Source organism: Paenibacillus sp. FSL W7-1279 (assembly GCF_037969845.1).
Lineage (GTDB): Bacteria > Bacillota > Bacilli > Paenibacillales > Paenibacillaceae > Paenibacillus_AQ.
In genome coordinates this window covers 2,464,437-2,477,353 of record NZ_CP150215.1, presented here as the reverse complement: position 1 = coordinate 2,477,353, position 12,917 = coordinate 2,464,437, and the positions used below count along the sequence as shown (strand labels likewise).

The 12,917-nt window shown below is 49.7% G+C and carries 10 protein-coding genes; 4 read left to right on the top strand and 6 right to left on the bottom strand.

The genetic code is table 11. The annotated features are described in order from the left end of the window. Positions 1 to 30: 30 nt before the first annotated feature. Positions 31 to 594: a redoxin domain-containing protein gene (locus tag MKY82_RS10790; RefSeq protein WP_339296085.1), complete on the top strand. Its 564-nt coding sequence runs from the start codon at positions 31 to 33 to the stop codon at positions 592 to 594. A 256-nt stretch (positions 595 to 850) separates the two neighbouring features. After that, positions 851 to 1,825, top strand: a complete 975-nt coding sequence (locus tag MKY82_RS10785; protein WP_339296084.1) for a hypothetical protein — start codon at positions 851 to 853, stop codon at positions 1,823 to 1,825. Here MKY82_RS10785 and MKY82_RS10780 read toward each other — a convergent pair. The 4 genes from MKY82_RS10780 to MKY82_RS10765 form a co-directional block, all read right to left on the bottom strand. Further along, entirely contained in the window at positions 1,820 to 2,902 is a 1,083-nt protein-coding gene (locus tag MKY82_RS10780) for a Gfo/Idh/MocA family oxidoreductase (RefSeq protein ID WP_339296661.1), read from the bottom strand. The two genes, MKY82_RS10785 and MKY82_RS10780, sit on opposite strands and share 6 nt — an antisense overlap. 444 nt (positions 2,903 to 3,346) lie before the next feature. Next, entirely contained in the window at positions 3,347 to 4,966 is a 1,620-nt protein-coding gene (locus MKY82_RS10775; protein WP_339296083.1) for an extracellular solute-binding protein, read from the bottom strand. 44 nt (positions 4,967 to 5,010) lie between these two features. Further along, positions 5,011 to 5,931: a carbohydrate ABC transporter permease gene (locus tag MKY82_RS10770; protein ID WP_194541802.1), complete on the bottom strand. Its 921-nt coding sequence runs from the start codon at positions 5,929 to 5,931 to the stop codon at positions 5,011 to 5,013. 20 nt (positions 5,932 to 5,951) lie between these two features. Continuing rightward, positions 5,952 to 6,881, bottom strand: a complete 930-nt coding sequence (locus MKY82_RS10765) for an ABC transporter permease subunit (RefSeq protein WP_220685951.1) — start codon at positions 6,879 to 6,881, stop codon at positions 5,952 to 5,954. 315 nt (positions 6,882 to 7,196) lie between these two features. On the opposite strand from MKY82_RS10765, the gene MKY82_RS10760 reads away from it, so the two are divergent. Both MKY82_RS10760 and MKY82_RS10755 read left to right on the top strand, forming a co-directional pair. Beyond that, on the top strand, positions 7,197 to 8,936 hold the full coding sequence (locus MKY82_RS10760) for a histidine kinase (RefSeq protein ID WP_220685952.1): 1,740 nt from the start codon (positions 7,197 to 7,199) through the stop codon (positions 8,934 to 8,936). Further along, positions 8,933 to 10,555, top strand: a complete 1,623-nt coding sequence (locus tag MKY82_RS10755) for a response regulator (RefSeq protein WP_339296082.1) — start codon at positions 8,933 to 8,935, stop codon at positions 10,553 to 10,555. The genes MKY82_RS10760 and MKY82_RS10755 overlap by 4 nt, the downstream gene beginning before the upstream one ends. Positions 10,556 to 10,696: 141 nt before the next feature. Here MKY82_RS10755 and MKY82_RS10750 read toward each other — a convergent pair whose 3' ends face one another. Next, complete coding sequence (locus MKY82_RS10750) at positions 10,697 to 11,773, bottom strand: Gfo/Idh/MocA family oxidoreductase (RefSeq protein WP_339296081.1); 1,077 nt, start codon at positions 11,771 to 11,773, stop codon at positions 10,697 to 10,699. A 221-nt stretch (positions 11,774 to 11,994) separates the two neighbouring features. Next, positions 11,995 to 12,912, bottom strand: a complete 918-nt coding sequence (gene rbsB, locus MKY82_RS10745; protein ID WP_194541797.1) for a ribose ABC transporter substrate-binding protein RbsB — start codon at positions 12,910 to 12,912, stop codon at positions 11,995 to 11,997. Positions 12,913 to 12,917 lie beyond the last annotated feature (5 nt).

Below are 12,917 nucleotides of genomic sequence, written 5' to 3'. Positions count from 1 at the left end.
ATATACCGTTAAGCCAGGAGGAAATCCAAAATGAACAACATGCTTCAACCCGGAGATTATGCTCCATTATTCCAAAGCGTAGATCAACATGGAAATATGGTTTCACTGGAAGATTATCGCGGACGTAAATTACTTCTCGCCTTTTTCCGCAACGCTGCCTGTGCCCTATGCAATCTGAGGGTGCACCAGTTTATTCAGCGATATCCTCTGTGGCAGCAGCAGCATCTGGATGTCATTTGCGTTTTTGAATCACCGGATGCAGCACTTCAGCAGCATGTCGGTCAGCAAAATGCGCCGTTTCCACTTATTGCCGATCCGAATGCGGAGCTCTACTCTCTCTATGGGGTCGAGACCTCGGTAGCCAAGACACAAGCCACCTTAGCTCAACCGAATGTGCATCAGTTCACGGATGAAGCAGAAGCGGCAGGTTTCAAGCTGACGCCGGAAGAAGGTTCAAATTTCAATCGGATTCCGGCAGAGTTTGTGTTGGACGAGGACGGCATCCTACGAATCGCGTATTACAGTCGCCTGATTACCGATCATCTGCCTTACGAAACCATTGAACGTTATGCTGGCGGAACACAGCTTCCTTAGCTGGGCTGAGCCTGTCTTTCAGTCGTTTTCAGCAGTAATAAGAACTCGTAGCATGAGACATAACAACAAGCCGATCCGGATGGATCGGCTTGTTTAGTGAAGCTTATAACTATAAGTTCAAACGCTGTCTTTAAATGCTCTTAAGGGATAATATTTTCATAATGAGGGATATATTTATCCAATAATATACTTTTTTATCTAATATTGTATTATCTTGGATAAGTGACTAGAGTTGGTTAAGGGAGGAGCTGATTGAATGATAATGCATTTCTCCAAGATTAGCAACATCTATAATCATGTCAAATGGTTTACGGATAACTTTGAATGGGTCCCCCTGCCCTTTCCCCGGATCGTTACGCTGACATTCCTGTTTTGGTTAGCGTTTACATTGTTGATCTTATTGCTCACATGCGTCTTCCACGATCCGCTGGGGAAGATGCGGCCGGTCATGAAAGTTCATCAATGGCTGCACAGGCTAAGGCCCCATACCGAAGTCATCCTGCGCATTGGGCTGGCCATCGGCTTGGTGCTGCAGCTACTGAGCGGCTCGTATCTGGCGCCCGAGTTCAGAACCAATTCCATGTGGATTATCCTCGGTCTCTCCGCCGCCGCAGCTTGCTTGCTCTATAAGCGCACATTGCCGGTGAGTGGTGCCATCTTATTCTTGCTCTATCTGCAAGCTTCATTAACCTACGGTATGTTTCATTCCATCGATTATTTGATTTATCTCGGTATTGTGTATTATCTGTTTGTGAGCGGCACTCCAATAAAAAGAACGGCTGCCCCCGTCATGTATATATGCACGGGCATGTCCCTCGCTTGGCTTGCCATGGAAAAACTGACCATTCCCGAACTGGCTTGCTCGGTAATGGGCAGCTACGGGCTTCCTACCTTCGGTTTTACCATTGAGAATTTCGTCCTGATCACCGCTTTTATCGAAATAGGGCTGGCGTGGGCATTTATCGTGGGTATCATGAACCGATTCACCGCCCTCCTGGTAATCGGCATTTTTATTATGACAAGCCTTGTATTCGGTTACAAGGAAGTCATAGGCCATACGATCATTCATACAGTGCTGATCCTGTTCCTGATCGAAGGGACGGGGGAGCTTAAGACTCCATTTCAATTCCACCGCTCCGCGTTACTTCGCGGGTTATTTGTAAGCGTTAACTTTTGTCTCTTTCTGTTCACATTGATGGCGCTGTATATCTGGATTGGCAAGACGTTATGACTTGCTCTGGATCCGTTGGCCATGATTCCGAAGCTCTACCACCGCTTTGGTCTCATGTGCCCTAACGACTGCTTCCAGCACCTCTTGATTCCGGTACCCGTCCATAAACTCTGGGATCCCGTCGGCAGGCGTTCCCCGTAATAGCCCGGCAAAATCGGCATACTGCTTGACTTTGCAATGCTGCGGCACCTCCATTGTCGTTTTCGCGAGCTGCCCGGGCTCTTCTTCGCGAATCCATATCACCCGTTCCGGATCCAATGTGCTGGCGTGGACCGTGCCGTGGTCGCCGTAAATGGATACTTCATGCTGATTGCCTGAACCGAAGGCATTGCGCGACGTCTGGAATACGCCCATCATGCCATCTGTCATCCGAGCCTGGAAGCTGGCAAAATCATCGACTTCGATCTTGGCCATCGCTCCCGTTACCGGGTCCCTGCGTTCCGGAATGATGGTATGCAGCTGGGCCGTAATTTCTTCAAATTCACCAAACAGAAATCGGGCCATATCGATCATATGCGATCCCAGATCTCCAAGCGTCCCCGTTCCCGTGACGGCTTTGTTATATCTCCACATGTAGGGAACCTGCTGGCTCGGCACGCCAAACCCTTGCAAATACTGAATGGAGAAGTGACGGATCGTCCCGAGTTTGCCCGTTCGGACAAGTTCCCTGGCATAACGAAAAGCCGGCGTGTAACGGTATGTAAAGCCTATCATGGCCTGAACCGGCTGTTTCTCGTAGAGCTCCAGCAACGGGATTGCTTCTTCGAACACCCGCGTAAATGGTTTTTCCGCCAAAAAAGGTTTGCCCGCTTGCAGGCATGCTCTAATAATATCCGCGTGCACGTTGTTAGGCGTAACCGAAATGACGGCATCGACGTCCGGATCTTCAATTAAATCCTTAAAGTCTGCATATCGCTTGCCATCCTCAATTCCCAGCTGATCGCCTACTCGGGCCACCGCTTCTCCATTGACGTCGCTCACGGCCACGAACTGATAGACATTCTCTGCATTCATCCAGCGGATGTGCTCCTGCGCCATCCCGCCCAATCCAATTAATCCGATTCGAAATTGATTCATCATCGATACCCTCCTTGTATATATATCTTATCTCTCACTGGTATTGATTATGCCGTTCGGATATATGCTGGCTACCAGGTCATTATGTCTCTCATGCCGATATTCATTCCACACCGTGACTTATGTTTCGCATGGTTGCCACCTGTAGATTGATAACATTGCCCATTCATCACTACGAATTCAGATTGTTTTTCCGATCCCTGTTACCCCCGGATTTTCTCGTAATGAAATTTAATAATGTTAAAATCCGGGGATCGTATATGCTTTCGATGCGAGCTTTCCGTTGGAAAGCTTTCGGGGGTACGCTTCGCTTCTCCAAAACAATTCCGCCTTCTCCGTTGAAGCTGATCGCATAAATAAATCACAGTTTCGTCATCGTTCGAAACGTTACTGCCCCGCAGCATATCAATCTGCGGGGCAGCTCATGACGATTGCCGTCAATCCCTATTTGACGCTGATATACCGCTGATAGGCTTCCTTGCGGATTTGTACCAACCGCTCAAGACCCATATCGTTCAGCTTCTTGACGTACGCATCCCATTCCGCATCGATATTGCCTTCGGATATCCACTTCGCCCGGGTCGTACCGACATAACCATCGATATCCGTTGTCAGCGTAGGCAGCTCCTGGAATTCTTCGGCGCTGTACATGACGTTCGGGAACGGCGTCGTTACGTAATCGCTGCCCAGCTTGTCGATGACCAGCTTCAAACCGTCGCCCGTGGTCTCATCCAGAATGATGTTTTTCTCGAAGCTCGGGCTTACGTACTTCGGTCCAAAATCCCTTACGGATTGCTCCCAATACCAGGCATCCGCACTCGTTCCCTCCGGCGGACTCATCAGCGTAAACGTTCCTTCGTCGTTCTTCTGAATCACCGTGCCGATGGCTCCCCAGAAATTTTGGATGCTCGCTTCATTGGTATAGAACTGGTCCGCCCAACGAGCCGAAATTTCCGGGTACTTGTTCGACGTGGTAATGAGGAATTCGTTTCTGCGGAGGCTCATGCCCTGCGGCTCGCCGCCCTGATACCTTTTTCCGTCAGGTCCGGCGATGGACGGAATCGCAATATATTGATCCTTCCACTTCCCGAACACCGCGTCCGGCACCCACTGGTTCGAGAAGCCGATCAGCGCCGCATCCGGGTTCTGATGCTTCGCCGTGGACATGGTGCTGTCCTGCGTAAAGATCTCTTGGTCTATGAGGCCCTCGGCGTACAGCTTATGCGCCCACTTGATCGCTTCTTTATAATTCTCCGTGACCGGGTAGAACACGGGCTCGTTATCGATGACCATCATGCTGTTTCCGTTGATGTCCGTAATGCCGAACGGGTTCAACAGATCGATGCTGATGTTCCCCGATCCGCTGACCGGAATTTCGTCGGCCTTGCCGTTGCCGTTCGGATCTCCTTCTTTGAACGCTTTGAATACCTCGTACAGCTCGTCTGTGTTGTCCGGAATATCAAGGCCGAGCTGATCCAGCCATGTTTTGTTGATAATCGGCTGGATCGATGCTTTCGGCCTTGACGGCAGCCGCGCCGGCAAAGAGTAGATTTTACCATCCGGGAATGTGCTCATCTTCTTCATTTCGGGTGTTTCTTCCAGTGCCGCTTTCAGGTTTGGCATGTATTGATCGATATAGTCGTCGAGCGGACGGAAATAAGACAGGTTGTTCACGATGTCGGAATCGCTGAATACGATATCGCCGAAAATAATATCCGGCAGCGTACCGCTCGCCAGCATGATCGACTTTTGTTCGCCCCAATCATTGGAAGACATGATTTGCCAATTGATTTTGACATTCGTCTCCTTCTCCAAATCCTTGAGCCACTGGTTCTGAAGGAACGTATCCCCCATGTTGCCCCAGCGAACGGTCAGCACGTCCAGCGTTATCGGCTCATTGACAATCGGCAGGCCTTCTTTGTTAAACGCGGTTTCGGCATCCGTCTTGGCGTCCTCCTTCTTGCCGCCGCTGCAGCCCGCCAGGCTCAACAGCAGGATTGCGGCCAGCATGATGACGCCAGCCAGTTTGAAGCGATGTCTCCTCTTTGCATGGTTTGTTCCCATTTAACCATTCCCCCAATTATTATTTTTAATAGATCCATCCGGCTTTACGACTTCACGGCTCCGATCATCACCCCCTGATTGAAATACTTCTGTACAAACGGGTAGATGCACATGATCGGCACCGTTGCGACGATAATGACTGCATAACGCATAATATTGGCGAGTCGCAGCGCAATGGCCGCGGCTTCTCCGGTACCCATGGCGGACTGCATCTGGTTGGTGACCAGAATATTTCGCAGGATGAGCTGCAGCGGGTACAGGTTCGTATCTTTTAAATAGATCAGGGCATTGAAATAGGAGTTCCAATGACCCACTGCCGTCCACAAGGCAATGACCGAGATGACCGCTTTCGAAAGCGGAATCACGATGGTCACGAAATATCTCAGATTTCCGCAGCCATCAAGCTGGGCCGCCTCCCATAAATCCTCCGGAATGCTGCTCTGGAAAAAAGTCCGTGCCACAATGATGTTAAAGGCGGCTACCGAAAACGGCAGCACCATAACAAGAAACGTATCGTACAACTGAAAATCGCGGATCGTCATAAAAGTCGGAATCAAACCGCCATTAAAAAACATCGTAAAAATAAAGAGCAGCGATATATACTTGCGGCCTACGAGGTCTTTTCGCGAGAGCGCGTAAGCTGCCGATATGTTAACCACCAAGCCGATGGCGGTACCTACAATCGTATACACAATCGTATTTCGGTACCCAATCCATATATTAGAGTGCTTCAGCAATTCTTGATAGCCTGCCAGCGTAAAATCCTTGGGCCACAGCCATACCTGTCCATTCGCAACCGCGGCCGGCTCGCTGAACGAAGCAATGATGATGAAGTACAGCGGGTAAATCAACACGATCAGCATCAAGACAGCGAATACATACAGGCCGATCTCCAGCACCCTGTCGGAAGATCGGGTATTCCTCCGCCTTGGCGCTGTCTTCTCTTTTATTTCCACAACGCCCATAGAACCCTTCCTCTCTTGTGTTACCACAAACTGTTTTCGCTGTATTTTTTCGAAATCTGGTTAACCAGAATCAACAGAACAAAATTAATGATTGTATTAAACAGACTGATCGCCGACGAGAAGCTGTATTGGCTGCTCAGCATCCCGATTTTGTACACATAGGTGGAGATGACCTCGCTGGAGGTAATATTGAGACTGTTTTGCATAAGGTAAACCTTCTCGAAGCCGACGCCAAGCAAGCTGCCGATCCGCAATATAAGCAAGGTTACGACCGTAGGCATCAGCATCGGGATATCGATAAACCGGATTTTCTGCCACCGGCTTGCCCCGTCCATCGTAGCCGCTTCGTACAAGCTGGGGCTCACGGCGGATAACGCCGCGATATAGATAATGCTGTCCCAGCCCGTATGCTGCCACACATCCGACCATACGTACACGCTGCTGAACAAGCCGGCCGATCCCATCAGGTTCGGCGCTTCGGCACCAAAGAGCCGGAAAATATTCCCGATCAATCCCGAGCCTGGCGAGAACAGAATCAGCATGAGTCCCACCATCACGACCGTGGATATAAAATGCGGCATATAGGTTACCGTCTGGAAGAAACGCTTGAACCCATTCTGGCGCATCTGATTGACCATCAGGGCAAGCATGATCGGAATCGGGAACGTCGCAACGCTGTATAAGCTGATTACGAGCGTGTTGGTGATCGTTGTCGAGAATTGATAAGAGTTAAAAAATTTCTCGAAATACTTTAGACCCGCCCATGGACTATCCATAATGCCGAGAGCGGGACTGTAGTCCTTGAATGCGATGAGGATGCCGTACATCGGTACGTAAGAAAACAACAGAACCAGCACAACCGCAGGCAGCAGCAGCAAATACAGGCCCCAATTTTTTCTGATCCGCCCGAGGGTTGGGTGCGTGGTTCTATTCAGTTGGCCTGCTTTCAAATCGATTCCCCTTTCTGTTCGCGTCGTCGTGAAACCGGCATGTCGCGTAAGCAACTTAAGTATACTTCTGCCCGGAATCGTTATTTGGACCTCATCATGCGCTATTCGGACCTTCTCCTTATCCCCCTTCAAGGAATCCTCGAGTCCCCTGTTGGAAGCATGCCATTATCCGGACTTTACGATGTGGTATCCGGACTTTATGATAGATGCCCGAGCGTTCACTCCTGCTTTTTTCGTGATTTCCATTTATAATGTTTTTACCACCATAAAAACGCTTTCATGTGGAAGCGGACTGAAAGGAACCAAGGCATCCGTATGGTTAAAGCATTGAATAACAAGCCTTATCCCATCCGTCACTATGTGAAAATCATGCTCTTTATCTCGATCTTTGCCCTTGTAGTGGATCTGGTGATCAGCTTCGCCTCCATCTTCATCGTAAAGCAGCAGTCCACCCGATATTTGCAGGATACGGCGAATCTGTACATCCGGCAGATCAATCATGACTTCTCCTACATCAACCACTATATGGGCTGGACACTCGCGAATGATGAGAGCGTTAAGATGATGGATACCCCCGGCACCGATTACGTGGATTATATTAAATCGAACGAAAGAGTGCATAAGCAGTTTAACGAGCTTCAGAAAAACTACGGCCAGGAATACAACTTCTTCTTCTATTTAAAGGAACAGGACTTCTTCCAGAACTATGGACCCATGTCCCTGTCATATACAGAGTTCCTGGAACTTAAGGAACAGATCGTATCCCTCACGGATTCCAAAAACGTATACGAAACGTTCTACTCCAACTGGAACCCGATCCTTGTTCAGGACACCCATTACATCATCAACATCGTTCCTTACCACAACCGGTATCTGATCTGCCTCATCTCCGCCAACGATCTGATCCGGCCGCTCCAGCAGCTGGATTTGGGCGAGGACGGTTACGTCTCTCTGGTGAATGCTCAGGGGGCAGCCCTTACGAGCCCGGGTACAGGCGTGATGGATGCCAACCGTCTTCAAGGAGCCAAGGCATCCCTGCTGAGCCTGTCCCAGCCGCGGACTACGGTTACGGAGGGATTCTCGAACGCCTCCTTCAACGTGCAGTTGGTGATCCAATTCGGCATATTTGAGACGATCATGATCGCCCAGCTTCTCATTATGCTGTTATTTGTTGTTCTGACGTGCACGCTCAGCGTAGTTATGCTGTATTTCAAGAAGAAGGTGTTAAAGCCGATTCAGAATTTTTCAGAAAATGTAAGGCGCATCCACGAGGACAGCGAGAATCTGGATTTCATGAGCAGCGAGATTATCGAGCTGGAGCAAGTCAACTCCCAATTCAAACATCTGATCGAACAGATTAAGAAGTTTAAAATCGATATTTACGAGCAGCAGCTGGATAAGCAGAGAATCCAGCTGGATTATATGAAGCTGCAAATTAACCCCCATTTTTTCCTGAACTGCTTGACGAACATCTACAGCATGGCGCAAATGCAGATGTTTAAGGAAATCGAATATATGTCGCTGTCCACATCCAAATACTTTCGTTACATCTTTCAAAGCGGAGATAATGTCGTACGGCTGCAAGATGAAATCGAGCATGTCCGCATTTACCTGGAAATTCAGAAGCACCGCTACCGTGATGCCTTTTCATATCGCATTGATGTTGAAGAGGAGCTTTCCGGTCTCACCATTCCGCCCCTCGTGTTACAGACCTTTATCGAAAACGCGGTAAAATACGCTGTTTCCCGAGATCAAGAGCTGCAAATCCGATTATCCGTTAGCATGCGGATGGAGGGGGAGAAACCTACTATGGTCATCCGGATATCCGATACCGGACCCGGGTTTCCCGCCGAAGTATTGGAGAAATTATCAGCCGGCAAACCGCTTGATCAAAGCGAAGGAAAACACATCGGAATCATGAACACCCTTCAGCGGCTGGAGCTGCTCTATCATCGCCGGGCGTTTGTGGAATTTTCAAACCCGGAGGAAGGCGGCGCTTGCGTCACATTAACGATTCCACAACCCATACAGGAACGGAGAGGAGAAATTCAATGAACATATTGCTAGTGGATGATGACTATTTTGTCGTGGCCGCGCTGGAGAAGAAAATCGATTGGAAGGCACTTTCAATCGAACAGGTCTATACTGCTTACAGCGTTGCGCAAGCAAGGGATATTTTGCAGCAGCATTCGGTCCACATCCTCATCTGCGATATCGAAATGCCGCAAGGCAGCGGACTCGAGCTTCTCGCCTGGATTCGCGAGGAACAATACAGCATTCAGACGATATTTCTGACGAATTACGCTGATTTCAATTATGCGCAGAAAGCCATTGAGCTGCAAAGCTTTGACTATTTTCTGAAGCCGATCGAATTCGATAAGCTAAGCCTCATCATCTCCAAAGCCGCCTATAAAGCAAAGGAACAGCAAAGCGATCAGGAAGCGATCCAGGACGGACAGCTGTGGAAAAAAAATCAAAAAAAGCTCCAGGAGCATTTTTGGAGCAAGCTGATCAAAGAAAGGAAAGCTTCTTCGGACCGGGCCGCCATCGCAGGATATATCGCGGAGCAGAATTTGTCCTATAAGATGTCGGATCTATTTCTTCCTGTGCTCATCACCATTTTTCCGCATGATCAAAGTTTGGGGAGAGAAGACAAGGATCTGTTTGACTATGCGTTTCTCAACGTGCTGTCCGAATTGTTCCAGGACCCGCTCTTCACGGTTGAAGCCGCTATAGAATATAAGGATTACAATTGGATGGTCATGCTGAAATGGAATCATCCTCCTGACTCCCGCGTCATGGAAAACATCTGCACGTCGTTCATTGAAAAAGCCAATCAATTCCTTCGGAGCGATGCTTCATGCAGCGTATCGATTTCGGTGGCGTTGGAGGAAATCAACAAGTCCATTCGGATTCTGCTGCAAATGAATGAGGATATGATCAAGAAGCGGAATCAGATTATTTTTCTGGAACACCATTCCCTGCAAGAAGTCGCGTATACCCCTCCCCAACTGCAAGACTGGGAAGCGCTTCTCAGCGGGAACGATCCGGCTGGGTTTCTGGTTGAAACCCGCAAATACTTGCAAAACCTAGCCAGGAATGGCGTCTACAACGCCTCGGTGCTGCGTTTATTCCGCTTGGATATCGTGCAGCTGGTCTATTCCTATCTGAAGGGCAAAGAAATCCAGGCACACAAGCTGTATACCGGCAAAACCAATGACCAGTTGTTTCTGCAATCATTGAACTCGATTGAAGATATGGAGAAATATACGGAGTATCTCGTCAGCACGGCAGCAGAATATCATGCCTACGCCGACCATTCGCATACCGTGGTGGAGGAGATTAAGCATTATATTCATTGCCATTACGGGGATGAGCTGACGCGAACGAGCCTGGCTGAACTCGTCTACCTCAACCCGGATTATTTGGCCCGCGTGTTCAAGAAGGAAACGGGCGTGTCTTTAGGTACTTACATCATTCAGTCCCGCATCAAGGCGGCCAAGCATCTGCTGGAGACAACACCATTGTCGGTGTACCAGATTGCGGCTAAGGTGGGATACGCCAACTATTCCTATTTCTCCAAGCTGTTCAAGCAGGATACGGGCTGGTCGCCCAGTGACTACAGGCGGTTGCTGCAGAAGGGACAGAGCGTTCAGGTGAATCATGCAAAATAACATTACACTTTCAACTTAGGCATTGAGCATGAGCTGTCCGCAACCACATCTTGAACATAAAAAGTACCGCAGCCTCAAGCTTCATCTGCTTGGCACCGCGGTACTTTTTCTATAATAAGAATGAGAGCTAATCGATATAGATTACGCAGGGTAAATATCGAAATCCTTCAGCGTTTCTCCCGTCCGGGCCGATTCAAACACGGCTTCGATCAGGTTCAGAACGCGCAGCACTTCCTCGTTCTTCACAATCGGCTCAGCTTCGCCTTGGATCACGGCCGCAAAGTTATCGAAGAAGCTGCTGGATTGACGGTATGGCTCCGGCAGAGCTCCCGTAATGGTAGCTTCTTCAGAAGGAGGAGCCATCGTTTTGGTCAATCCTACCCCGGCTTGAATTGGCTTCGGCTCCACTTTCACCGCATCCTGGTTCCGTGTAACCACTCTTCCGTTTAACGACCAATCCTCAATAATGCCGGTTCCCTCGGTTCCTTTGACGTACCAGCGAGGCAGCGTTATGAAATTGGTCGTTCCCACTTCAATCAGAACGGATACGCCGTTCTCGAATTCAATGACCGATTCAAAGCCGTCATCCACCTCATCGCCGAGAATAAAGCTTAAGCGGCTGCTCAGGCTCGTAATCCGGCTGTCCACCATGAACAGGACCTGGTCAAGAAGATGCACGCCCCAGTCCAGCAGCATGCCGCCGCCGTGCGCTTCCAGATGGCGCCAGTCGCCCGGAATGCCGTTCGCCCCGTGTACCCTGGATTCGATACGGAACAAATCGCCAATCGTCTTTTCGTTGTACATTTGCTTAATCGTCAGGAAATCCTCGTCCCAGCGGCGGTTCTGGTGGACCATCAGCACCCGGCCGGCAGCATCGGCCGCAGACACCATCTCTTTGAAGTCACTGACGGACAATGTTACCGGCTTCTCGCAGATGACATGTTTGCCGGCATTAAACGCCTGCAGCGCCAGTTCCTTGTGCACGTCATTAGGCGTAGCAATGAGCACCACGTCAACCGCAGCATCGTTTAGTACCTGCTCATAACTCTCATAGGCAGGATACCCGTCCTGCCGGGATACTTCCCGGCGATCTTTCAAAACATCGAAGGTTCCCGTAACCTCGAGATATGCATTGTCCTTAATCAGCTTGGCGTGGTAGCTGCCCATTCCGCCATACCCCACGATCACGATCGCATGTTTTCTTTTCTCCATCGTCATAGTTACATAGCTCCTTTATCACATCTAAGCAGTAAACGCATACACATCCATTATAATACCATATGCGAAATAACTGTCCTCTTGTAACGATATTGTATTCCCGCCGTTATCGCAAGGCTGTGAGTTACTTCGCAGCCCGGAAGAAATGAGCAAAATATGTCCCAAAAAAAAGCGTTACCCTGCTTCTATCGCAAAAGGTAACGCTTCTTGATCTTGCTGGACTACTCCTTCACTACCAATTTCAGCGGCGCGGCGATATTCTTCTCTACCTCTTTGCCTTGCAGCACGTCTTTCGCTGCCCCGACGGCAAGCTGACCGATCAGCTCCGGCTGCTGGGCTACGGTAGCCGTCAGGTTGCCGGCTTCGATGGACTTCAGCGCATCGTCGTTACCGTCAAAGCCGATGACCATGATGTCTTTGCCCGAGCTTTGGATCGCTTCGATTGCGCCCAGGGCCATTTCGTCATTGTGGGCAAAAATCGCTTTGGCGTCCGGATTACCTTGCAGCAGATTTTCCGTGACGGTAAGACCCTTCGTCCGGTCAAAATCCGCTGCCTGCTTCGCAACCACGTTCAGCTGCTCATCTGCGATATCATGGAAGCCCTGGCCGCGTTCGCGGGTCGCGGAAGCACCCGGAACGCCTTCGAGCTCAATGACTTTCGTATCTTTGCCCAGCTGATCCACGATGTACTCGGCTGCCATCTGACCGCCCTTGACGTTATCGGAGGCAACCAGCGCAGCGACCTCGCCTTGATCTGCGGAACGGTCGAGTGTAATGACCGGAATGCCCAAGCTGTTTGCCGTTTGCACTACGGTTGAAATCGCGGACGAGTCCGTCGGGTTAATCAGCAGTGCATTGACGCCCTGTTGAATCAGGTCGTCGACGTCGTTGCTCTGCTTGGCCGAGTCATTCTGTGCGTCTACGACAACGACCTCCATTCCTTGCTTGGTCGCTTCGGCGACGACGCCATCCTTCAGGGATACAAAGAACGGGTTATTCAAGGTCGAGATGGAAAGACCGATTTTGATGTCTTTGACATCGCCGCTAGCCTTGGGCTTCGCCCATTCCGGCGGCTCCAGAGAACAGCCTGTTATGAAGATCAGCATAAGCGATACGAGCAGCAAAGTTGTTTTTTTCATCGTTC